Source organism: Paenibacillus sp. FSL R7-0302, assembly GCF_038006885.1.
In the GTDB taxonomy this organism is placed as follows: domain Bacteria; phylum Bacillota; class Bacilli; order Paenibacillales; family Paenibacillaceae; genus Paenibacillus_AQ.
Window position 1 is genome coordinate 4259196 of sequence record NZ_JBBOWB010000001.1, and the last position, 22748, is coordinate 4281943.

The window sequence follows — 22748 nt, forward strand, 5'->3', positions numbered from 1 at the left end:
GAATAAGTCTTCTTGTTTAGCCTCCGCCTACAAAATGAACCAGCTCCACCCGGTCCCCCTCGCTGAGCAGTGTCTCTCCATAAACCTCTCTGCCGGCAAGCTCACCGTTCAGCTCGACAATCACCAGCTTACCGGCCCATTCGGGCCGGGACAGCAGATCCTCCAGCGTCCGGCAGCTCTCTTCAATTCTTTGCCTCTTCCCGTTAACGGTCACATTCATGCCTGTTCACCTCCTGCTGTGCCCTGTGCTTGAGCCATATCCAGCGCTTCAGCCAGCTCTGCTGCCCTGTGGACCGCTTCCCTGTACGCCCGGGCCGCTGCCACAGGGTCCGGGGCTCCGCAGATCCCCGACATGACGGCAATGCCAGCCGCCCCTTGGGCTAACACCGCCCCGGCATTCCCCGGGGTAATCCCTCCAAGCGCAATCAGCGGGATGCAGCTCCAGCGGACGGCCTCTGCCAGCTGCGCAAGTCCGCGTGCCTGCTGTCCCGGCTTACAGGCCGTCGGGAACACATGCCCGTAGAGGCAGAAGTCTGCTCCCTGCCTTCCAGCCTCTGCCGCCTCTTCCCGCGAGTGTACCGATCTGCCGATCCGCAGGTCCGGTGCAAGGCCGCGCACTGCGGCTGGAGGAAGACTGTGCCAGGCTAAATGTACACCGCCTGCCCCGGCGGCCAGGGCAACATCGATCCGGTCATTAATGACCAGCTTCGAAGGCGGAACCCCGGCCTGAAGCATCTGCTGCGCCGCCGCCAACAGTTGGCGGGCGGGCATGGCTTTTTCGCGGAGATGGATATAATCCACTATAGAATGTACAGCCACGGCCCATTCGGTCAGCGCTTCAGGCGGCAGCCGCCCGTCCGAGACCGCATGAATCTCATACAACACTCTTTCGCCTCCCGTCTGCTCCAAGCCCGCTTTGCACCACCCCGCAACACAAAAAAGACCGCTCCCCGTAAAGGAAGCAGTCTGGAATAAAAGCAGGAATACCGGGATTAGCCGTATACCCCCGCTGCATTATTCGTTCTCCACTTCCCTACGCTGGTATAAACCAGATCAGGTTCAAAGGGTCCGGACAACTACGCCCGTCTCAGCCTTGCGGCACCCCTAGTGATCGTTCTATGCGGTTGTTTCGTCTTGCTTGTTGTATATTAGCATATTATTTCTGTTAGGGCTATACCTATCTCGTCTCACAAAAGCCAGCCTCCCGGCTGGCTTCTCCACATTTGCTGAGCAAATTGTGTAATACGTATGGTTACACTGCTTCTTATCCGTTCACAACCTCGCCGCCGTTCACATGCATCACCTGCCCGCTCACATAGGAGGAATCGTCCGAAGCCAGGTACACATACGCCGGTGCCAGCTCTTCAGGCTGTCCCGGGCGCTTCATCGGCTGGGTGCCGCCGAACTCACTGACCTTCTTAGCGTCAAAGGTTGACGGGATCAGCGGGGTCCAGATCGGTCCGGGAGCTACCGCATTCACGCGGATGCCCTTATCCGCCAGATTCATCGACAGTGACCGGGTGAAGCTGAGAATGGCTCCCTTGGTGGACGAATAGTCCAGCAGCTGCGGGCTGCCGCGATACGCCGTGATGGAGGTGGTGTTAATGATGGTAGCGCCTTTTTTGAGATGAGGCATGGCAGCCTTGGTCAGATAGAACATGGAGAAAATATTCGTCCGGAACGTACGCTCCAGTTGCTCCGCCGTAATGTCCTCAATATGATCCTGCGGATGCTGCTCCGCCGCATTGTTGATTAGAATGTCAAGCTTGCCGAGTCCTTCAACGGTTTGACGAATCAAGCTCTGACAAAAGCATTCGTCCCCGATATCCCCGGCGATCAGAATACACGTTCTGCCCTCCTGTTCCACCTGGCGCTTGGTCTCTTCCGCATCCTCATGCTCGTTCAAGTAGGAGATCACCACATCCGCGCCCTCCTTGGCAAAATGAACGGCAACTGCACGCCCGATCCCGCTGTCGCCTCCGGTAATGAGCGCAGCCTTGCCCAGCAGCTTGCCTGCTGCCTTGTACGCCGGTGTCTCAAACTCCGGAAGCGGGTTCATCTCACTTTCAATTCCGGGGCGCTGATCCTGCACCTGCGGTGGTAAAGTTTTGACAGGTTGCTTGCTAGTGTCTGGCATAATCCATTCTCCTTTCGCTGTCCACAGTATTGTTGATCAATCATGTTAGCATGGCTTAAGGTCTGGTGTTTATGCATCAGGCAGTGTGCCTGCTTGGCTCTACGTTATGTTACTTACCACACTTGGCAGCCGCCCAAACAAGTAATCTTCATTCAACGGTTCCTATAGCGGAACGATAGTCAGTAAGTAAGGAACGTTTCCAAAAAGATTATTATCTATATCCGCTAAGGGGAATGACCTATACTTTGTGGGGAACAACGGCAAGATCATATCGAAATCATACTAGCAGGAGGGTATCGCACAATGAATGCAAGAATCACCTTATCTCCGGTCACCCCGGACGATATCGATTTCATCACAGATCTGGAAATGAGCGTTTCACTCTGGCCCTTCGAGGATATGATTCCAACCGACAAGGAGGCCGTCCGGAAGACTGTGGCGGAACGAATCCAGAGCGACTGGCATAGACAATTCCTGATCAGGCTAGCCACTCCCGAAGCAACCCCTGTAGGGGAACTGAGTATACATTGGTATGTAAAAGAGCGCGAAAGCTGGGAGCTGGGCTACAGCCTTTTCCCAGAATACCGGGGGCAAGGCTACTGCACCGAAGCTGCGCAGCTGGCCTTGAAGCTTGCTTTTGAAGAATGGAAGGCCCACAGAGTTGTGGCTATGTGCAATGAATACAATACCTCATCCATCAAAGTGCTGGATAGGTTAGGCATGGTCCGCGAAGGCGTATTCCGGGAAGAAATACACTGGAACAACCAGTGGGTGAACCAATACTTTTATGCGATGCTGGACCGGGAGTACCGGGCGATTACCGGGATACGATAAACGCACGGCCTACGCGGCGCGCCCGGTCCAATTGTGGACATTCTGTTTTTAGGCACGCTCTATTCATCTTCCTTCACAATTGCATCCTGAACCTTACCCGCACCCATAACCTTCGTTGACGTATTCAGAATCGCCTGCGTCACCGTTGTCCCTTCATCTAGCTCTATCTTAACCCCTGTTGCAGAGGCAGCGGTCTTAAGCGTGCGTATGGAGCCTTTTTGCAGGTGGAGGACGGGTCCTTTGGCTTCAATGTTCACATCTCCGAAATTGCCGTTAAGCGTCACTACGATCCCGGCTGCAAGGCCGGATGGCAGATCAATATCTGTGAACCCTTCTCCGGTACCCTCCCCCTCTTCCAGATTTACACCGGACTGTACCGACAATGCCTTCACCCAGGTTGTACCTTCGGTGACCAGGCGGGCAGTTCCACTATTCTTCTGCACAATCACTTGGTTCATGGTTGTGTTCTTTAGCTGCACTGAGGGATCTCCGCTGCCCTGTATGATGACCTTGCCTAGTACTTCAACACTGTCCAAGTTCACCTCTCCGTTGCCGATTCCTTCCTCCAGGACCAGGTCTCCAAAAATCTTCAGATTCTGCAGCAGCACATCATAGCCGGATACAGTGACATTGTTATAGTATTTGATGGCTCCTGGTTCAAAGCTTCCAAGCCCCTCAGAATGGCTGATAGTTACACTCTGCAAGCCGCCGCTTGTGACATTGTAGTAATCCAGCAGTGCAATCGCTTCGGCCCGGGTCATCGCCTGTTCTGGAGCAAACCGCCCGTCCGGGTACCCCTTCATTCCTCCGTCATTGATCAGTGCAGCGACATCGGCTTCACTCCAGCCTGCAATCTGATCCTTATCGCTGAACATGGATAATACCTCCGTGCTTCCCGTCTCAAAATACATCATTCTGCTCACCATAATCGCCGCCTCCTGGCGCATAACGGGATCGCCCGGACGAATCGTGCCTCCGTAACCCTTGATGATGCCCACTTCCAGCGCTTTCGAGATTTCTTCGTATGCCCAGCTCGTCTTAGGCAGATCGCTGAAATCAGCCTTCACCTTGCTCTCAGCCGTCAGCCCGGCCAACTGGTTGATTAACGCGATAAATTCCGCTCTAGTGATCGCCTGATCCGGCCGGACTGACCCGTCCGCGAATCCCTTCAGCCATCCCTGTTCCAGCCAGCGGCTCATCTGCTTCTGCGCCCAGTGTCCTTCATAATCGGCTGCCGCAGACATATGCCCGGCTGAACCCAGCAGCAAGCCCAGACTCAGCCCGACCGTTACTAATTTTCTTCCTATCATTACTGCGCTCACTCCTAAGTATGTATGTGATGCCAAATGAACCAAGCACCTAATCATAGTGTAGCGGAATACACAGCCGTTGGGAACAATATCCAACCATGTGCATCCAGACATGCGAAACAGCCCTGGAGGCCGAGGCTTCCAGAGCTGTTATCACACTGCCCATCCGGCAGCAGGTTATTTAGATAATTGTGTTGTAGACCATGAAAAAGATCATGACGACCAGCGAGACCATCAGCAGCAGACTCATGGTACGAATCTTGGCAGTCTCGGCAGAGACATCGCGGTTCTCTCTCATGCCTGCCGCAGCAAGGCGCAGAGGCTTGGTCATAATCCCGCCGAACGCGAACATAGCCAGCAGAAGCACCGTAACAATGATCATCCAGGGTACAGAATACTCGCCCTTAGTCATCATGTAGCCGCCGGTCAGCAGCTGAATTACCAGCCCGTATTGGGCAAAACGGTTGAATCCGCCGATTGCACTGAGCGTGCCTTCCTTCGCCGGGGAGGACAGCTTAGCCGTCCCGCTTAAGATAAACGGCAGCACCAGATAGAAGCCAAGTGCCAGTGTCCCGATCATATGCAGAAAAAAGAAAACATGACCCATCATAATCTCCTCCAATTTCAATTTGCGGGGCTCCGGCAGATTGCCGGGGTTACATTGTTACCGAAGAAGTCACCGCCCGGACCGAATCAGCGGACTGGTCAAGCGCCGCCTGTTCCTCCGCCGTAAGCTCCAGTTCAAAAATCCGCTCAATGCCCTCCGCTCCCAAAAGCGCAGGAACTCCCATGAACAGGTTCTCATAGCCGTATTCACCCTCAAGCAGAGCGATTACCGGTATGATCCGTTTCTTGTCCTTGAGAATAGCCTCCGCCATCTGAACCAGGGATGCTGCCGGAGCATAATACGCGCTGCCGTTCCCAAGCAGGCCGACAATCTCACCGCCGCCGACACGGGTACGCTGCACAATCTCTGCGATGCGCTCTGCCGGGATAAGCGTCTCGATCGGAATACCGCCTACGCTGGAATAACGCACTAACGGCACCATATCGTCGCCATGGCCGCCCAGCACGAAGCCGCGCACATCCTCTACCGATACATTCAGCTCCTGAGCGATGAAGGTGCAGTAGCGGGCCGTATCCAGCACCCCGGATTGCCCGATGACGCGGTTTTTGGGGAAGCCAAGCGCATGATAGGCCACGTATGTCATGGCATCCACCGGATTGCTCAGTATGATCACAATGGACTCTGGAGCCACGCGCTTCACATTCTCACAGACCGATCTGACGATGTTCGCATTGGTATTGACAAGATCCTCACGGCTCATGCCGGGCTTACGGGCAATCCCTGCGGTAATAATCACAATGTCAGAATCCGCTGCGTCCTCATAGCTGGAGGTTCCGGTAATTTGAGCATCGAAATTCTGCACGGGGCCCGCTTGGAGCATATCCAGCACCTTGCCCTTGGTCGGATTCTCAAGCTGAGGAATGTCAAGCAGCACTACATTGCCAAGCTCCTTCTGGGCAAGCATAAGCGCCGTGGTCGCGCCGGTGAATCCGGCACCTACGACAGTGATTTTTGAACGTTTGATCGCCACGGTAGCCCTCCTAACCTGATGATAGTCTGAAGGCGGCCTACATAGATATAAGCTACACGGATGTGCAGCTTATATCTGTAGTATTTACCGGCCCGGCCTGCTTACAGATGGTTGATGATCTCGTCAGCAAAAGCAGAGCATTTCAGCTCAGTCGCGCCTTCCATCTGGCGGGCAAAATCGTAAGTAACCGTCTTGTTGTTAATCGCCGTACTCATTCCCTGGTAGATCAGGTCAGCCGCTTCCTGCCAGCCCAGATGCTCAAGCAGCATAACGCCGGAGAGAATAACAGAGCCCGGATTCACTACATCCTTGTCAGCATACTTAGGTGCCGTACCATGTGTAGCTTCGAAAATAGCATGTCCCGTAATATAGTTAATATTCGCTCCCGGAGCGATACCGATGCCGCCAATCTGGGCAGCCAGTGCGTCGGAGAGATAGTCACCGTTCAGGTTCAGCGTCGCAATGACATCGAAGTCTGTCGGGCGTGTCAATACCTGCTGGAGCGCAATGTCGGCAATGGCATCCTTCACGATGATCTTGCCTGCTGCTTCGGCTTCCTTCTGGGCGGCATTCGCAGCCGCTTCACCGTCGCGTTCCTTGATGACATCGTACTGGTTCCAGGTGAAGACCTTATCGCCGAACTCCTGTTCAGCCACTTCATAGCCCCAGTTCTTAAAGGCGCCTTCAGTGAACTTCATGATGTTGCCTTTGTGTACCAGGGTCACGCTCTTGCGTCCGTGCTTGATCGCATACTCTACTGCTGAACGAACAAGGCGTTTCGAGCCTTCCTCGGATACAGGCTTAATACCGATACCGGATGTTTCCGGGAAGCGGATTTTGTTCACGCCCATTTCCTTCTGCAGGAATTCGATCACCTTCTTCACTTCGGCAGAGCCTTCCTGATATTCAATACCAGCATAGATATCCTCAGTATTCTCACGGAAAATAACCATATCCACCAGTTCAGGATGCTTCACCGGAGAAGGAACGCCGTCGAAGTAGCGCACCGGACGCAGACATACGTACAGGTCAAGCTCCTGGCGCAGCGCTACGTTCAGGGAGCGGATACCTCCTCCAATCGGAGTGGTCAGCGGACCCTTGATGGCCACAATGTACTCGCGGATCGCTTCCAGCGTGTCGTTCGGCAGCCATTCACCATATGTATTGAAGGCCTTCTCGCCGGCAAACACTTCGTACCACGCAATTTTTTTCTCACCGCCGTAGGCTTTCTCTACAGCTGCATCCAGCACCCGCTTGGAGGCTTTCCAAATGTCACGGCCTGTCCCGTCACCCTCGATGAATGGAATGATCGGCTGATCCGGAACCAGCAGCTTGCCGTCTTCGATTGTAATTTGTTCGCCTTCTGTGGGCAGATCGTATTGTTCCAGTTTCAACATTGGTAGATATTCCTCCTAAAAGTATGATGTATAAGCATTCATATCATTCATTGTACTAAAGGGGTAGAGCAGCCCGCAAGGGCAGCCCTCCCTGCCGTCCTGTTATCGCTCGTCTACAGGGACGTACTTCATGTCGGACATGCCTGTATATTCCGCACGCGGACGGATGATACGGTTGTCTTCGTACTGCTCCAAAATGTGCGCCGTCCAGCCCGAAGTGCGGCTGATCGCGAAGATCGGGGTGAACAGCTCCCGTTCAATCCCCAGCTGTGTGTAGACCGATGCCGAATAGAAATCGACGTTTGGTTTCAGCCCCTTTTGGCTGGTGATCAGCTCTTCCACCTTGACGGACATGTCATAGAGACTGGTGTCATTCTTCATCGTGCCCAGCTCGCTGGACATCTTCATCAGGTGCTTGGCGCGCGGGTCGCCGTTCTTGTAGACACGGTGTCCGAAGCCCATAATCTTCTCGCGGCGCTCCAGCTTGCCCTGGATATACGGCTCCACCGCGTCCAGGCTGCCGATCTCCTCAAGCATCTTCATTACAGCTTCATTCGCCCCGCCATGCAGCGGCCCCTTAAGCGCCCCGATCGCTGAGGTCACACCGGAATAGATGTCAGACAAGGTCGCAACCGTTACCCGTCCGGCAAAAGTCGAAGCATTCAGCTCATGGTCGGCATGCAGCACAAGCGCGGTATCCAGCGCCTTGACGGATACCGCATCCGGCTCTTTTCCCCACAGCATGTAGAGGAAGTTCTCGGCGATGGTCAAGCCTTCCTTGGGAGCTACCGGCTCCAGGCCTTTGCGGATGCGTGCCAGTGCGGCAACTACGGTCGGAATCTGCGCCTGCAGCTTCAGCGCCTTGGTCTGGTTCGCTTCCTTGCTCATATCATCGGCGGCTTCATCGTACAACGCCAGACTTGATACGGCAGAGCGCAAAGCGGCCATGGTGTTGGCTTCCTTGGGATACAGCTTCATTTGAGTGAGCACCTGCTCCGGAATCGGAGCGTGAGCGCTGAGGTCGCGCCGCAGAGCTTCAAGCTCCGGCACCGTCGGCAGACTGCCGAACCACAGCAAATAAGCGGTCTCCTCAAATGTGGCATGGTCCGCAAGATCGTCAATATCATAGCCGCGGTAAGTGAGCACTCCATCTACGATAGAGCTGATTGAGGAGGTCGTTGCAACAATGCCTTCAAGTCCTTTAGTAGCTGTCATAGTATCTCTCTCCTTTGCCAACAAGAGTGTATAGTGCCGCTTCAAATCTCATGTAAACATTTACATTTCCAAGTATTTCAACTCTCTCAGAAAAAAAGCTTCAGGACCGGCTCAGAAGATTGCAACTAAATTTCTGCTCTTTAACCTTTAATTATCATACCGGATTTTGACGGTTATGTGAACAACGTGGAAGCTTTACAGGACATCAAATGATTTTATCGGAGGGATAGAAAAAAACGAACGAAAAACCTGATTCATGAACGCGCTTCCAGGTTATGGATATGCCCGCTGTCTGCCCTTTTCTGGCGCTGCTAGTCTTTTCACACCCCCTATGAATATATATAAGACGAGCCGTTATTACTGGAATCACGCCAGAGTAGGAGGGACGTAAGATCGATACACTTGTGCTGAAAAGAATGCTGCGCGGCCTCTGGGTCGTGCTTGCCGCCGCCCTGATTCTGCTGGCTGTATATGTACTGCTGCCGCTCCTGTACCCCCTGCTGATCGCCTGGCTGCTGGCTTATTTCATGCATCCGCTGGTCCTGATTCTTAAGGGGCTGAAGCTCCCCGGCTGGCTCGCCGTATCCCTCTCGCTGCTGTTCTACATCGGAGGCATCGCACTTGTACTGACCGCTCTAATCACGCGGCTGGTCAAAGAGCTGATCGGATTGCTCCAGACCTTCGATATTCATACCGGTCAGTGGCGGGAGCTGCTGCTGTCCCTGAGCCGCAATGCCAGCATTCAGAATATTATTAACCAAATCAACCAGTTTTACCACGACAACCCGGGCTATCACGCCACCATTGACAGCAATATCAACCGGACCACTGAAACGGTCGGCCAAGCCGTGACGCAGATGATTACCGGATTCTTTAATATCATCCTGAAGCTGATCTCCTCGCTGCCGAGCCTTGGCACCATTCTGATTGTCATCGTATTGGCCGCCTTCTTCCTCAGCACCGGCTGGGAACGGCATAATGCCAAACTGACTGCCTTACTCCCGGCCCCGCTGCTGAGACCGGTGTCGGAGATCTGGAAGGATCTCCGCAAGGCGCTGTTCGGCTACATCCGCGCCCAGCTGGTGCTGATCTCCGTAACGGCGGTAATTGTGATCATCGGCCTGCTGCTGCTGGGGGTCAAATCAGCCTTTGCCATCGGCCTGACCATCGGTATCGTCGATCTGATTCCTTATCTGGGTGTCGGTATCGTCATTCTGCCCTGGGCCTTGTATTCATACATGACCGGGAACATGGCGCTGGCCATCGGGCTGCTGGTGCTCTACGGCATCATCCTGATCACCCGCCAGGTACTGGAGCCCAAGGTACTCGCCAGCAGCATCGGCGTCGATCCGCTCGCCATGCTGATCGGCATGTTCGCCGGCCTTCAGCTAATGGGCATGCTCGGCCTGATCCTCGGCCCGGTGCTGCTCGTTATTCTCGACGCGTTCGCCCGCGCCGGCGTATTCCGCGCCCTGCGCACTTATATCCTCAGCGGCAGGCTGCATTAGGGGCGTCCGAAACAACTTTGCTCCACACCACTCCCTAACACCAAAAAGGCATCCAGCCGCAGCACCCTGCAACTGAACACCTTTGGCAAGCCTGATTACTCCATAGTACTCCTAAGCGATCCTTACAACTCCTTATTAACGCCAGCAACCGCCCGCCTGCTCTGCATCTCTACCCGCTTACCTGCGGTAAAAGGTGAACGTGCCGTTCTTCATCTTTTTCTCAATCCATTTCAGCAGAAAAACCCGGTAAAGCGGCCGGGTCAGCGGAAATACCAGAGTAAAGCCGATCAGATCCGTGACAAACCCCGGCAGAATCAGCAGCAGACCGCCGAAGAAAATACATAAGCCGTCCAGCATGGTCCGTCCGGGCACCCGGCCCTCCTGCATATGTGTTCTGCTGTCCTGCAGCACTTTCTTGCCTTCGAACCGCATCATTAGCAAACCGATGACTGAAGTAGCCAGCATGATCAGCAGCGTCTTGGGCGCTCCAAGAAAACTTGAGACATAGATGAAACCGAATAATTCCACGGCCGGGACTGCAAATAGGGCGGCCCACAGCCATTTGTTCCTGATCATACTGCTCCTCCTTCTTCTTTACGTTAACGCTATTCTTCTTCCTTCAGCGCAGCCAGGATGGCATGGAACAGCTCAGGCTGTGCCCTGTCGATCCGCACCGGCCTCCATTCCCCGTTCAGCCAGACATGACTCGTCGAGCCGCTGACCAGAAGCTCGCCTGCGGTCCGCTCCTGCCCTTCCTGACCCCCCGCCATCCGGCGGATTTCATATTCATACACAACCCTCAGAGCCGAGAAGGTCGTTAACCGCGCATACACGGTAATAAGATCATCATATCGCGCGGGGCTTTTAAATTGCAAATCTGCAGAGGTTACCGGCAGCAGCAGACCAAGGCCCTCCAGCCTCTTGTAGTCGAAGCCCAGCTCACGGAACATCTCCGTACGGCCGCACTCAAACCAGATCAAATAGTTGGCATGATAGACGACGCCCATCTGGTCGGTCTCCTGATAACGTACACGGATAGAGGTACTATGCCAGCGGCTGGCCCATCCCGGTTGATGCGGATTCATATTCATATTCATATTCATGCTCCTTTCTAAAATACAGTCTGCCCGGCAGCCAGCAGTCCACTACGCGCCAACACCGCCGGAAGCAGACTTCAGCGGCAGCTTGCGGCGGGAGCTTCGGGCAACATAGAACAGAAGGGCTGCGCCCGCAGCTGCACTAATCATACAGGAGAGGTTCATCAGTCCGACCCCGCCCTGATTGAGCAGCATCCCGTTCAACAGATTGCCCAGAATCCCGGCTAACCCGGAGAATACGATGTTAAACACACTTTGCCCGGTCGCCTGCATCTCCGCTGAGGTAATCTTCGATACATATTCAACCGCAGCGATATAAAAGAACCCGAAGGAGAGGCCGTGAAGCACCTGTACGCCGATCATGACGGAAGGGTACGGGAAGGCCACCTGGATGCCCCAGCGCAGCACATAGATTAGCGCACCGAGCAGCAGCGTCCGCTCCATCCCCATTCTGCGTATCACCTTGGAGGCGAAGAACATAGAAGGCACATTGGTAATCGAGGCCAGGAACAGGGCGATTCCGGCAGTGCCGGTCGATCCGCCCACCGACTGGAAGGCAATGACAAAATAGGTCCCGAAGGCCGTCATCGTCTGGTTGACCAGAAAGCTTCCGCCTAAGAAGGCCAGGAAGATGCGGTTGCCGAGCAGTTTTTTGATCCCCTGGGAGAAGGACTGGCTCATCATATGATTCTCCTCCGCCTGCTTGGGAAGAGTGAAGGCTATCACTACAGCGACGCTATTCAGCAGCAGAAACGGCAGCCAGATGGTCGATACAGAGAACTTGGATACATACTGCCCCCCCGCAATGGCCCCTACGGCGGCGCCTATGCTCATCATCATGCGGATGCTGCCGTAAGTGGCTCCGGCCCTGTTCGCAGCCGCTATGGCGTACGAGTCGGCTATAGGCGCCTGTGTAGAGGAGAAGATCGTGGACACGGTATACACCAGCATCAGCACGATGAAATATTCCGAACGGTACAGAACCGCAAGCACCGCCGGAACCGCTACGCTCAGAATCAGAACCAGCCGCGCCTGGTTATACCGGTCGGAGACCATTCCCCATAAGGGCTGGACACAGATTGCGATCAGCGTACCCATAGCCATCAGCACGCCGATCTGGCTGACTTCAAGTCCGTTCGATTTCAGCAGCAGCGAGAGGTAGGAGCCGAAGGAGCCCCCGGCCAGTCCCAGAAACAGATAGAACCCGCGCAGCTTTGTTATTTTTTCCATGGGGATTACAAGTCCTCTCTCATTCTTTTTAACAGAATACCCAACCTTCATAGCCGCCTGCTGCATTAAATAGAGCACAACCTATTATGAGGCGGTGGACAAGTGGGCCAAGTCAATAGATTAACACGAAGCAAACCCTGTCTGAAGGATAAACTCAATACGGGCAGAGCCGCCAGTTCAGGCTTCGGCTGGACCTCAAGCAATTGGAGCGGTTATGCCATTTCCGGCAAAAAAGGCAGCTACCGGCAGATATCCGCCGACTGGATCGTCCCTTATGTAAAGCCTACGGTAAAACCTACGTTCTCCTCGGCCTGGATTGGCATCGACGGCTTCAAGAACAGCAGCCTGATCCAGACCGGCACCGGCCATGAGTCAGTGAACGGCAAAGTCCGGTATTATGCCTGGTGGGAGATTCTCCCCGCCTCCGAAACCGTAATTCCTCTTCCCGTCTCTCCCGGCAACCATATGCGTGCTTCCATCGTCAAGCTGAGTCCCGGCAAATGGTGTATCACCCTGCGCAATCTCAGCAAATGCTGGGTCTTCCGTACCGTACAGCGCTATAACGGACCGCAAAGCTCGGCCGAATGGATTGTCGAAGCGCCGCAGGTGGGGTTCGATATCGCTCCGCTGTCCAAGTTTTCCACAGTCTGCTTCACCTGTTGCCAAGTCAATGGACGCAGCCCCAGACTAAAGGTCTCAGACGGCGGCATTATGATCCAGAATAAGAAGCTGCTGGCCGTGCCTTCTCCTCCGCGCTCTTGCGGAAGCGCCTTTTCGGTCAGACGAATCTATCATAAGAGTCCTCCTGCTGTGTATTCCAGGAACCCTATTTATACGACTCCCTGACCTGCCGTCCTGTTCCAGACACTCAGGTCCAATATATCCATTTGCATGATCGATATCAAAAAAGAGCAGCGGCAATCAAGCGCCACTGCTCTTATCATTATATCTTATTCGTGCTGCAGAAGCTCTTCCAAATCCTAGTCGGCTGGAATCGTATCTACCTTCACCAGGTTAGTGGAACCGGAACGTCCAAGCGGGATACCTGCAGTGATGACTACAAGATCGCCGGCTTTAACCAGACCGGAAGCTTTACCGCCGTTAAGAGCTGTTTCCAGCAATTCGTCAGTAGAATGAGCTTCAGGGCCGAATACAGGAGTTACGCCCCATACCAGCGCCAGCTGACGCATGGTTCTTTCCTGGGTGGTAACAGCAATGATCTGTGATTTAGGACGATATTTGGAAACCACGCGTGCAGTGTGGCCAGTTACCGTTGAAGAAATGATCGCTTTAGCATTCAGATCCAGAGCGGAGATCGCTACGGATTGGCTGATCGCTTCAGTTACAGTAGTTTCTTGAGCAATCTGCTGCTTCATGAAGATCTCACGGTGGTTCAGAGCAGATTCTGCTTTCTCAGCAATACGGGACATAGTCAGTACGGATTCAACCGGATATTTCCCGGCAGCAGTCTCACCGGACAGCATGATTGCATCGGTTCCGTCGAAGATTGCGTTCGCTACGTCACTTGCTTCAGCGCGGGTTGGGCGCGGGTTGCGCTGCATGGAATCCAGCATTTGGGTAGCTGTGATTACCGGTTTGCCGGCGATGTTACATTTCTGAATCATCAGCTTCTGTGCCAAAGGTACATCTTCAGCAGGGATTTCTACACCAAGGTCGCCACGGGCAACCATCAGGCCGTCGGATACTGCCAGGATTTCATCCAGGTTATCGACACCTTCCTGGTTCTCGATCTTGGAGATGATCTGGATGTGGGAAGCATCATGCTTCGCAAGCAGTTCACGGATTTCCTGAACGTCGCTGGCTTTGCGTACGAAAGAAGCGGCAATAAAATCAATGTCCTGTCCGATCCCAAAAATGATATCATTGGTATCTTTTTCCGTAATACCCGGCAGGGAGATGGATACTCCTGGTACGTTAACACCCTTCTTGCTCTTGATCGTACCGCCGTTAACAATACGGGTCTTGATTTCGGTGCCTTGAATGTCGACAACTGTAAGGCCGATCAGGCCGTCGTCGATCAGGATCGTCGATCCTACTTGAACATCGTTAGGCAGGTTGTTGTAAGTGATGGAAATACGGTTGTGGTCGCCAAGGATCTCTTCCGTAGTCAATGTCAGATACTCATCCTGAACCAGTTCAATCGGTTCTACTTCCAGCTTGCCTGTACGAATCTCCGGTCCTTTGGTGTCGAGCAGGATGGCAACAGTCTTGCCAAGTTCCTTGGATGCTTGACGGATCGTGTTGATCCGGGCTCCATGCTCATCAAAATCGCCGTGGGAGAAGTTCAGACGGGCCACATTCATACCAGCCAAAATCAATTTTTTGATATTCTCCAACGATTCACTTGCAGGTCCGATCGTACATACAATTTTACTTTTCCGCATTAGGTTTTCCTCCGTTTTTTCGTTCTCTCTGTCTCATCTTTTCCAACTACAAAATCTACTATAAGGCTTGCTCTTTGTATAGGAACTTTATCACATGTAAAGACATGCACGTTTTATTGCGCCCTTATGAATATTACTGCATGTTGAACACAAAATCAATGTTAGTGCCTGTTTTTGCTGTAAATTAAAGTCGAATAATATAGGATGGCCGATAAAAGAAAAACCATCCCGCACTTCTTGCGGGATGATTAGAATGGGAATAAATGTATTATGGGTCTTGTCCAGTTCGCGGCCTGGAATCAGCTGGAATATGCTAAAAAGTGCAAACCGGCGGTACCGGCACTGCCGTCTAATTCCCCGGAGAGAATCTCCCGCTTACTCCACAATTTGCGCTTCATCCTGATCGGCATCCTGCTCCAGTACCGACTCGGAGAACTCGCCGATTTTGCGGAATTTCAGGTAACGGTCTTCCTTCAGCGCTGCTGCATCCATGCCGGACAGCTCCTGCAGGTGACGCCAGACTGTGTCCTTAACCGCCTCCGCCGCAGCCTCGTAATCCCGGTGCGCACCGCCTCTGGGCTCCGGAATAATCTCCTCGATCACTTCCATCTCCAGCAGATCGGTGGCCGTGATCTTCATGGCCTCTGCGGCCTGCTCCGCCTTGGTGGCATCCTTCCACAGAATAGAAGCTGCACCGTTAGGGGAGATCGCCGAATAGATCGCATTCTCCAGCATCAGCACACGGTTGCCCACGGCCATCGCTAAAGCTCCGCCGCTGCCGCCCTCGCCGATAATCACGCAGATGACCGGCACGGCCAACTGGGACATCTCGAACAAATTGCGGGCAATCGCTTCCGATTGTCCGCGTTCCTCTGCGGTATTGCCGGGGTAAGCCCCCTTGGTGTCCACAAAGGTGATGATCGGACGGCCGAACTTCTCCGCCTGCTTCATCAGGCGCAGTGACTTGCGGAAGCCTTCCGGATGGGCGCTGCCGAAGAAGCGCAGAATATTCTCCTTCGTATCCTTGCCGCGCTGTTGACCGATGACAGTTACAGGCCGGCCGTTCAGCTTGGCGATTCCGCCGACTACAGCAAGATCGTCACCGTACAGGCGGTCACCATGCAGCTCGATAAAGTCCGTGAAGATAAGCCCGATCAGATCCAGCGAGGTCGGGCGTACGTGATGCCGGGCCAGATGCATCTTCTGGGCCGGGGATATATTGGAATAGATCTCATTCTCCAGCTCGCTGTAGCGCTCCTCAAGCCGGGCTACCTCATCGCTGAAATCAATGCCCTTCTCTTCGCCGAACTGCTTGAGCTCGGCGATTTTTTTGCGCATTTCTACCAGAGGCATTTCAAAAGGCAACTCTCCTGCCAACCTAAAATCCCCCTTTCACATCATGCAGCTCCAGCAGCTTCGTGAGTGTGGAGCGCATTTCCTTACGGTGCACGACCAGATCCAGCTGTCCGTGCTGCAGATTGAACTCTGCCGTCTGGAAATCCTCCGGCAGCTTCTGGCGGATCGTCTGCTCGATGACAATCCGTCCGGCAAAGCCGAAGACCGCTCCGGGCTCGGCAATAATAATATCGCCCAGGCTGGCAAAGCTCGCCGATACCCCGCCGGTGGTCGGATCAGTAATGACGGAGATGTACAGGCCGCCCGCTTCACTGAACCGGGCCAGCGCGGCGCTTGTCTTCGCCATCTGCATAAGACTGAGAATGCTCTCCTGCATCCTGGCTCCGCCGGAGGTGGAGAAGATCAGCATCGGCAGTCCCCGCTCTGTCGCTTCTTCCACCGCTCTTGTGATTTTCTCGCCAACCACGGACCCCATACTGCCGGTGAAGAACTCAAAGTTCATCACGGCTACAATAACCGCATGTCCGCCGATGCTGCCCTGGCCGGTGATTACAGCCTCAACCTGTCCGGTTTTGGACTGCTGCTGTTCCAGCTTGGAGGCATAGCCGGGGAACTTCAGCGGATCAATGGACGCCATCTCGCTGTCGAACTCAATGAACCCTTCCGGATCCAGGATCATCGCAATCCGTTCGGTCGCATTCAGACGCATATGATAGCCGCAGGACGGGCATACTTTCAAATTCTTCTCCAGTTCCTTGCTGTACTGGATCGTTCCGCATTTAGCACACTTGCTCATTAGGCCTTCGGGAATCTCCCGCTTGGGGCGCTCGCCTTCTGCCGGTCCGCCGCTTCGCTCCAGACGCTCTGAAGGAATAGTCGCGTACTTCCGTTTTTTCTGAAATAAATCTTTGAACAAGGGTCGCACCTCTTCAGCCGTTTATTTGCGTAAATAGCAGCTTGCCGCTGTCATGAATGCTCTTGAATCTCTACGCCATACTCTTCAGGGATGCAGGATCAGATTGAGGACCTCCTGCACTTCTTCAAGCTCTCCCGAAGGAACCAGAATCTCAAACTGCTGCTTGGACATATTGATGGGACGGCATTTAATCAGAAATCCTTCTTCCGTAAGCTTCCTCTCGATCATCTCCGCCACTTTGGCGGTCGGCGCTATATAGATTACCGTCCACATGCCCTGCAAGGCCTCCCTAATCTCGAATCCAGCCGTATCCTGAATATAATGAAATTATGATAACACAGTTTTCTTTTTTCCCGCAAGCAAGCCCGGCAGGAAGGACTCAGGCCCGGGAGGCCGATCGCAGCGCATCAGGAGCAGCCGTTATTCGGTCCCGGTCACATGGGGATAGACCTTCGCACCCTCATGCCCGTGGGCGATCCGGGCTGAAGCTGCAGCCGCAATTCCGGCTACAAGATCATCCAGAAATACATGAATGCTCCCCTTATCATCATTCAATTTGCCGATAATTCCAAGCTTTATTTTATCGAGGTAGCCGAAGCTGGTCAGGCCGATCATTCCATACACGCTCGTGATGCCCAGCGCCAGAGTCTCGTCCGCCCCATAGAGCGACTCATCCGCTTCCATTACCGCCTGAAACGGCTGGGGCAGCAGCTTCTTCTCGGCCAGCTCATCCAGCGCAATCCCCGTCATAAGCGTATACTGGACCTCTCTTTTGTTCAGGACAGACTTGACGCTGCTCAGGCACTCCTCCTGCGTTAAGCTGGGATAATAGACCGATTGCAGGATATAGACGATCTCTGCGATCGAATCCAGTGATACTCCCCGGCGCTCCAGCAGATCCTCCGCCATTTGATAGGACATGATGTCATTCCCCTTCCGCACGGGACAATGCCCCGCTATGATTTAGCTGAACTTGAGAGTGAAGCCTGACAGATTCATAAGTTCACTCTATTGGTTCCCTAATGTATGCGGAAGAGGGGGCAAATGTGCTAAAAAGATCAGTGTTGCATGCCCCGATTATGGTGCATTGGGTATGCTTAAGTGCAATCTGTACAACTAGATCGTCTGTTTTACCGCCGAATATACTTTTGGCTGTAATTCATACAATTAAACTGCCTCTATATGCGGGTTCTCACCCTTTCGGGCAGATTTAGTTGTACAGACTACAGTTAGGAGAGGAAAGCCGTCCTGCTCACGGTTTTTAATTGCACATAATACATCTATGTGAATGTTCACTTTGAACAAGCTCCTGTAGCGCATCAGATTAAAAATAGCGGGTCGGCATGATGAGGCCTGAACGACTAAAAGAGTGCATTGCTTGGGACAAATGTATGCGGAAAACCGAACACATTTTGATAGCGCAAGGTAATCAGGCCCATTGTATGCGAAAAACCGAACACATTTGTAGGTGGTATCGTTTTACTAATCCAACCCATATAAATTAAATTCTGACGTTGCACTAGGCTAGTCAGGCTGCTCCTATCTGAGGCGGACGGTTCCGGCACCCAGCATCTCTTCAATGGCTGCGAACAGCTCCTCCGAGGGCTCGATCCGGTAGCTGTCGCTCAGCGCCAACACCTTTTGGTTACGCTCGTAGAACAGCAGCGTCGCTGCGGGTCCCGGATGGGTCTGCAGCAGCGCCTGGAGGCGCGGCAGCAGACCCTTCAGCTCAGCGCCCGGCGTGATCTTGATGAAGACACGCTGGGCGCCTGCCGCTGAGCCTGCATCGCGCTCAGCGGCTGGGGCCTGCCCCGTGCGCAGCGGGGCAGGGCTGCCCGGCCGCGCGTCTGCCGCGGCCGCGGAAGCGCGCGCACCGGGCGGCTGTGCCGCCGGTGTGCGCGTGCCCGGTGCAGCGGCGGCGCCAGCTGCACCGCCGGGCCGGGCGCCGGGGCCACCGGCGCCCGTGCGGGCTGCAGGAGCGGCCGCAGGCGCTCCTGCGGAGGCACTGCGGCCCGCGCCGTAGGCGGGCCGGGACCCGGCGCTGCGGCGCTGCAGCAGGCCGCGCACGCTGTCCGAGGTGAGCGGAGCTACCTCCTCGGCCAGCAGCTTGAAGCCCTCGTCCTCCTGCTGCACCTTGGCGCGCAGGGCCAGCAGCGCGCCCTTCTCAATCAGGGCGCGGCTGCGTTTCCACACCTCCGGGAAGAGTACGACCTCGCAGCGCTCGATCTGGTCTTCCCACTCCACAAAAGCCATCGCCTTACCGGCTTTGGTCGTGATCTCCTTCAGCGACACGACCATACCGGCCGTCACGGTCATACTCTCATCCGCTGCTTCGCCAAGATCCATCAGCTTCTGAACTCCCGGCTCCTCCAGCAGCCCCGCATGGTCATCCAGCGGGTGGCCGGAGAGATAGAGCCCGAGCAGCTCTCGCTCCAGCTCCAGCTGCTGGGTTCCGCTGAACCTCGGAATATCCGGGTAGCGGATCTCCCAGTTCGGCGTCTCAATGAGGTCATCGAACAGCTGGATCTGCAGTTCATCGCGCTCCTTGCGCCATTTGGCCGCCGCATCCACCGTCTCATCCAGCATCGCCAGCAGCTGCGCCCGGTGTCCGGGCAGCGCATCGAACGCTCCGGTCTGCAGCAGCGATTCGATCACGCGCTTGTTGCAGACCCGCAGATCGACCCGGCGGCAGAAATCGAGCAGGCTATCGAACGGCCGCTCCTTGCGGACTGCTATAATATTCTCTACAGCCTGTGTGCCGACATTCTTCACCGCAGCCAGCCCGAAGCGGATATGCCCCCGGCCTTCACCGGGCACCGGAGTGAACAGCACCCCGCTCTCGTTGACATCCGGCGGCAGTACGCCAATCCCGGACCGGCGGCATTCCAGAACATATTCCGCCACCTTGCGGTGGCTCCCCATCACAGCAGTCAGCATCGCGGCCATGAACTGCACCGGATAATGCGCCTTAAGATAAGCGGTCTGGAAGGCCAGCACCCCGTAAGCAGCCGCATGCGCGCGCGGGAAGCCGTAGTTGGCGAACCGCACGATCATATCATAGACCGCATGGGCATCCGCTTCGCTGTAGCCCTGCTTCAGACTGCCCTCCACGAAGTGGCTGCGCTCCTGATCGAGTGTCTCCCGCTTCTTCTTGGATACTGCACGGCGCAGCAGATCTGCTTCGCCAAGCGAGAAGCCGGCCATCAGGGAGGCAATCTGCATGATCTGCTCCTGGTAGACGATAATGCCGTACGTATCGGCCAGAATCGGCTGCAGATCCGCATGCGGATAGACGACCTCGAACTCCCCGTGCTTGCCCCCGATGAATTTCGGGATGAATTCCATCGGACCCGGACGGTATAGCGCTACCACCGAGACAATATCCTCGAACCCGCTCGGCTTCAGGTCCTTCAGCACCCGCCGTACGCCTGCCGATTCCAGCTGGAATACGCCGGTGGTCTCGCCTGCTCCCAGCATCTCATAGGTGAGCGGATCATGATCCGGGATGAAGCGGAAATCCGGTACGCTCCCGGTCATCTCCTTCACCCATTTCATGCAGCGTTCAATAATCGACAAGGTCCGCAGCCCGAGGAAGTCCATCTTGAGCAGGCCCACACTCTCCAGATGCTCCATGGAGTACTGGGTCAGCGCCGTGCTCTCATTGCCCGCCTGGAGCGGAACCGCGTCAGTCAGCGGCCCCTTGGAGATGACCACACCAGCCGCATGTGTTGAAGCATGGCGCGGCATGCCCTCCACCTTCATGGCCGTATCCAGCAGCGTTCTGGTCTTCGGATTACTCTCATACAGCGCCTTCAGCTCAGGCGTACTCTCCAGCGCCCGGGTGATGCTGATGCCGAGCTGGCCCGGAATCAGCTTCGCTGCCTTGTCCACCTCGTTATACGGCAGATTCAGCGCCCGGCCCACATCACGGACAGCAGCCCTGGCCGCCATCGTACCGAAGGTGATGATCTGCGCCACATGCTCCTTACCGTACTTGTCCACCACATATGCAATCACCTCATCGCGGCGTTCGTCGCTGAAGTCGATATCAATATCGGGCATCGTGATCCGCTCAGGGTTCAGGAACCGCTCAAACAGCAGATTATATTTCAGCGGGTCCACATCGGTAATCTTCAGCGTGTACGCGGTAAGACTCCCTGCGGAGGAACCACGGCCCGGACCTGTAACAATACCGCTGCGGTGACAAAAAGCGATAAAATCCCACACGATCAGGAAGTAATCGCTGAACCCCATGCTCTCAATGACTCCCAGCTCGTAGTCTAGCCGCTTCTCGGCCGTCTCCTTCTGCTCCGGCGATTCCCAGAGCGGCGTATCCGCATAACGCTGCGCAAGTCCGCTGCGGCACAGCTCGCGCAGATAAGCAGCGGCATCCAGCCCTTCCGGCAGAGGCGAGAATTCCGGGAGAATATGATGGCCGAACGTCAGCTCCAGATTGCACGCTTCAGCGATCCGCTGCGTGTTCTCTATCGCCTGCGGCACATGCGGAAACAGCGCAGCCATCTGCTCTCCGCTTTTGAAGAACAGCTGGTCCGTTCCGATCTTCAGCCGGTCCTCATCGTCTACGGATTTGCCCGTGCCGATGCAGATCAGCACATCCTGGACCTCGGCATCCTCCTTGTCCATATAGTGGACATCATTGGTCACTACCAGCGGAATATCGAGCTCTTCAGCAAGTGCTATCAGCTGCGGATTCACCCGCTTCTGCTCGGCAATCCCGTGATCCTGCAGCTCCAGATAGAAGTCGCTTCCAAAAATCTCCTTATACCGCAGCGCCGCCTTACGCGCCTCATCCTCCCGGCCGTGCAGCAGGTGCTGCGGTACTTCACCGCCCAGGCAGGCACTGAGGCAGATAATGCCTTCGGAATGTGCTGCCAGCGCCTCCATATCAATACGCGGCTTATAATGCTGGCCCTCCAGATGGCCGATGGAGATCAGCTTCATCAGATTCCGGTAGCCGGTCATATTCTTCGCCAGCAGAATCAGATGATAGATCGGCTGATCCTTACGGCTCCCCCGCTCACGGCGCGAGCCTGCGGTCAAATAAGCCTCACAGCCGATAATCGGCTTGATTCCCTGCGCCCGGCAGGCTTTATAGAAAGGGATGGCCCCGTACATCACACCATGATCCGTCAGCGCCAGCGATGTCATGCCGTATTCGCCGGCCCGGCGCACGAGATCTGTAATGCGCGCCGCCCCGTCCAGTAAACTGTATTCGCTGTGCACATGCAAATGCACGAATGGGCTCATATTCCCCACTTCCCTTCAGCTCCAAATCAAAACATAAGATGAAACTATTTTATCATATTAGAGGGGGAGCCGCCCATAGAATGGATTAAGAGCATATGGACAGGCAAAAGCCAGGACGCCGCCTGATCTAAGGAGGGAGCTTTTTATGGATATTTTCTTAAGCAAGGCCGTCCTCGACTTCTTCATCGCGTTCGGCATAGTGCTGGGCGGAGCGATGCTGGGCGGAATCGGCGCCGTCGTCTCTCTTCAGCCGCCAACCGATACCATGGTGGAAATCGCAGACCGGATTAAGATATGGGCACTAGCTGCTGCTGTAGGCGGAACCATTGACCCGATGCGGGTCATTGAGAGCAATATGCTGGGAGGCAATCTCTCCCCGGCGATCAAGCAGATTCTCTATCTGGTGTTCGCCTTCCTGGGCGCTCATATGGGCAGCGAGCTGGTCAAGTGGGTATGCGGCAAGTAGAACAATCACGC

General features: G+C 54.9%; 21 protein-coding genes and 1 riboswitch. Of the genes, 4 read left to right on the forward strand and 17 right to left on the reverse strand.

Going from position 1 to position 22748, the window contains the following annotated elements; translation table 11 throughout:
- Positions 1-16: 16 nt before the first annotated feature.
- The 3 genes from thiS to MKY96_RS18515 form a co-directional block, all read right to left on the reverse strand.
- Entirely contained in the window at positions 17-220 is a 204-nt protein-coding gene (thiS, locus tag MKY96_RS18505; protein ID WP_036725578.1) for a sulfur carrier protein ThiS, read from the reverse strand.
- Positions 217-885, reverse strand: a complete 669-nt coding sequence (locus tag MKY96_RS18510; protein WP_340942230.1) for a thiamine phosphate synthase — start codon at positions 883-885, stop codon at positions 217-219. Before MKY96_RS18510 ends, thiS begins: the two co-directional genes overlap by 4 nt.
- A 128-nt stretch (positions 886-1013) precedes the next feature.
- Positions 1014-1116, reverse strand: a riboswitch (TPP riboswitch).
- Between the two features lie 148 nt (positions 1117-1264).
- Positions 1265-2137, reverse strand: a complete 873-nt coding sequence (locus MKY96_RS18515; RefSeq protein WP_076082909.1) for an SDR family oxidoreductase — start codon at positions 2135-2137, stop codon at positions 1265-1267.
- A gap of 303 nt (positions 2138-2440) precedes the next feature.
- On the opposite strand from MKY96_RS18515, the gene MKY96_RS18520 reads away from it, so the two are divergent.
- A complete protein-coding gene (locus tag MKY96_RS18520; protein ID WP_340942232.1) occupies positions 2441-2971 on the forward strand; it encodes a GNAT family N-acetyltransferase in 531 nt (176 codons plus the stop codon).
- A gap of 59 nt (positions 2972-3030) precedes the next feature.
- On the opposite strand, the gene MKY96_RS18525 is transcribed toward MKY96_RS18520, so the two are convergent.
- The 5 genes from MKY96_RS18525 to citZ form a co-directional block, all read right to left on the reverse strand.
- Positions 3031-4281, reverse strand: coding sequence for an S-layer homology domain-containing protein (locus tag MKY96_RS18525; protein ID WP_340942233.1), 1251 nt, complete (start codon positions 4279-4281; stop codon positions 3031-3033).
- 181 nt (positions 4282-4462) lie between these two features.
- Positions 4463-4888: a hypothetical protein gene (locus MKY96_RS18530; RefSeq protein ID WP_036695834.1), complete on the reverse strand. Its 426-nt coding sequence runs from the start codon at positions 4886-4888 to the stop codon at positions 4463-4465.
- 49 nt (positions 4889-4937) lie between these two features.
- Positions 4938-5879, reverse strand: coding sequence for a malate dehydrogenase (gene mdh, locus MKY96_RS18535; protein ID WP_340942236.1), 942 nt, complete (start codon positions 5877-5879; stop codon positions 4938-4940).
- A 101-nt stretch (positions 5880-5980) separates the two neighbouring features.
- Positions 5981-7276, reverse strand: a complete 1296-nt coding sequence (gene icd, locus MKY96_RS18540; protein WP_340942239.1) for an NADP-dependent isocitrate dehydrogenase — start codon at positions 7274-7276, stop codon at positions 5981-5983.
- A 102-nt stretch (positions 7277-7378) separates the two neighbouring features.
- Positions 7379-8491 (reverse strand): citrate synthase, encoded by a 1113-nt coding sequence (citZ, locus tag MKY96_RS18545; RefSeq protein WP_036725592.1) that lies wholly within the window; start codon positions 8489-8491, stop codon positions 7379-7381.
- A 392-nt stretch (positions 8492-8883) separates the two neighbouring features.
- Between citZ and ytvI the strand changes: the two genes are divergently transcribed.
- Entirely contained in the window at positions 8884-9999 is a 1116-nt protein-coding gene (ytvI, locus tag MKY96_RS18550) for a sporulation integral membrane protein YtvI (RefSeq protein WP_340944635.1), read from the forward strand.
- A gap of 177 nt (positions 10000-10176) precedes the next feature.
- Here ytvI and MKY96_RS18555 read toward each other — a convergent pair whose 3' ends face one another.
- The 3 genes from MKY96_RS18555 to MKY96_RS18565 are packed head-to-tail and all read right to left on the reverse strand — an operon-like array spanning position 10177 to position 12326.
- Positions 10177-10575, reverse strand: coding sequence for an FxsA family protein (locus MKY96_RS18555; protein WP_036695825.1), 399 nt, complete (start codon positions 10573-10575; stop codon positions 10177-10179).
- Between the two features lie 29 nt (positions 10576-10604).
- Positions 10605-11096, reverse strand: a complete 492-nt coding sequence (locus MKY96_RS18560) for an acyl-CoA thioesterase (RefSeq protein WP_340942241.1) — start codon at positions 11094-11096, stop codon at positions 10605-10607.
- A 48-nt stretch (positions 11097-11144) separates the two neighbouring features.
- Positions 11145-12326 (reverse strand): MFS transporter, encoded by a 1182-nt coding sequence (locus MKY96_RS18565; protein ID WP_340942243.1) that lies wholly within the window; start codon positions 12324-12326, stop codon positions 11145-11147.
- Between the two features lie 102 nt (positions 12327-12428).
- Between MKY96_RS18565 and MKY96_RS18570 the strand changes: the two genes are divergently transcribed.
- Entirely contained in the window at positions 12429-13172 is a 744-nt protein-coding gene (locus MKY96_RS18570; protein ID WP_340942245.1) for a G1 family glutamic endopeptidase, read from the forward strand.
- Between the two features lie 134 nt (positions 13173-13306).
- Here MKY96_RS18570 and pyk read toward each other — a convergent pair whose 3' ends face one another.
- The 6 genes from pyk to MKY96_RS18600 form a co-directional block, all read right to left on the reverse strand.
- On the reverse strand, positions 13307-14731 hold the full coding sequence (gene pyk, locus MKY96_RS18575; RefSeq protein ID WP_340942247.1) for a pyruvate kinase: 1425 nt from the start codon (positions 14729-14731) through the stop codon (positions 13307-13309).
- Between the two features lie 375 nt (positions 14732-15106).
- Positions 15107-16108: an acetyl-CoA carboxylase carboxyltransferase subunit alpha gene (locus MKY96_RS18580; protein WP_340942250.1), complete on the reverse strand. Its 1002-nt coding sequence runs from the start codon at positions 16106-16108 to the stop codon at positions 15107-15109.
- A 1-nt stretch (position 16109) separates the two neighbouring features.
- Complete coding sequence (gene accD / locus MKY96_RS18585) at positions 16110-17003, reverse strand: acetyl-CoA carboxylase, carboxyltransferase subunit beta (RefSeq protein ID WP_036725603.1); 894 nt, start codon at positions 17001-17003, stop codon at positions 16110-16112.
- A gap of 84 nt (positions 17004-17087) precedes the next feature.
- Positions 17088-17276, reverse strand: coding sequence for a hypothetical protein (locus MKY96_RS18590; RefSeq protein WP_036725605.1), 189 nt, complete (start codon positions 17274-17276; stop codon positions 17088-17090).
- Positions 17277-17423: 147 nt separating this feature from the next.
- The gene (locus tag MKY96_RS18595; RefSeq protein ID WP_036725608.1) at positions 17424-17924 is read right to left on the reverse strand and encodes a phosphatidylglycerophosphatase A family protein; all 501 of its coding nucleotides are present in this window, start codon (positions 17922-17924) and stop codon (positions 17424-17426) included.
- A gap of 618 nt (positions 17925-18542) precedes the next feature.
- On the reverse strand, positions 18543-22271 hold the full coding sequence (locus MKY96_RS18600; RefSeq protein ID WP_340942255.1) for a DNA polymerase III subunit alpha: 3729 nt from the start codon (positions 22269-22271) through the stop codon (positions 18543-18545).
- A 145-nt stretch (positions 22272-22416) separates the two neighbouring features.
- Between MKY96_RS18600 and MKY96_RS18605 the strand changes: the two genes are divergently transcribed.
- A complete protein-coding gene (locus tag MKY96_RS18605) occupies positions 22417-22737 on the forward strand; it encodes a YtrH family sporulation protein (RefSeq protein WP_036721610.1) in 321 nt (106 codons plus the stop codon).
- The last annotated feature ends 11 nt before the right edge of the window (positions 22738-22748 follow it).

Coding starts and splice junctions, on each gene's coding strand:
- thiS (WP_036725578.1), bottom strand. CDS start 220: ATGAATGTGACCGTTAACGGGAAGAGGCAAAGAATTGAAGAGAGCTGC.
- MKY96_RS18515 (WP_076082909.1), bottom strand. CDS start 2,137: ATGCCAGACACTAGCAAGCAACCTGTCAAAACTTTACCACCGCAGGTG.
- MKY96_RS18520 (WP_340942232.1), top strand. CDS start 2,441: ATGAATGCAAGAATCACCTTATCTCCGGTCACCCCGGACGATATCGAT.
- MKY96_RS18525 (WP_340942233.1), bottom strand. CDS start 4,281: ATGATAGGAAGAAAATTAGTAACGGTCGGGCTGAGTCTGGGCTTGCTG.
- MKY96_RS18530 (WP_036695834.1), bottom strand. CDS start 4,888: ATGGGTCATGTTTTCTTTTTTCTGCATATGATCGGGACACTGGCACTT.
- icd (WP_340942239.1), bottom strand. CDS start 7,276: ATGTTGAAACTGGAACAATACGATCTGCCCACAGAAGGCGAACAAATT.
- citZ (WP_036725592.1), bottom strand. CDS start 8,491: ATGACAGCTACTAAAGGACTTGAAGGCATTGTTGCAACGACCTCCTCA.
- MKY96_RS18555 (WP_036695825.1), bottom strand. CDS start 10,575: ATGATCAGGAACAAATGGCTGTGGGCCGCCCTATTTGCAGTCCCGGCC.
- MKY96_RS18560 (WP_340942241.1), bottom strand. CDS start 11,096: ATGAATATGAATATGAATCCGCATCAACCGGGATGGGCCAGCCGCTGG.
- MKY96_RS18565 (WP_340942243.1), bottom strand. CDS start 12,326: ATGGAAAAAATAACAAAGCTGCGCGGGTTCTATCTGTTTCTGGGACTG.
- pyk (WP_340942247.1), bottom strand. CDS start 14,731: ATGCGGAAAAGTAAAATTGTATGTACGATCGGACCTGCAAGTGAATCG.
- MKY96_RS18590 (WP_036725605.1), bottom strand. CDS start 17,276: ATGTGGACGGTAATCTATATAGCGCCGACCGCCAAAGTGGCGGAGATG.
- MKY96_RS18595 (WP_036725608.1), bottom strand. CDS start 17,924: ATGTCCTATCAAATGGCGGAGGATCTGCTGGAGCGCCGGGGAGTATCA.
- MKY96_RS18600 (WP_340942255.1), bottom strand. CDS start 22,271: ATGAGCCCATTCGTGCATTTGCATGTGCACAGCGAATACAGTTTACTG.
- MKY96_RS18605 (WP_036721610.1), top strand. CDS start 22,417: ATGGATATTTTCTTAAGCAAGGCCGTCCTCGACTTCTTCATCGCGTTC.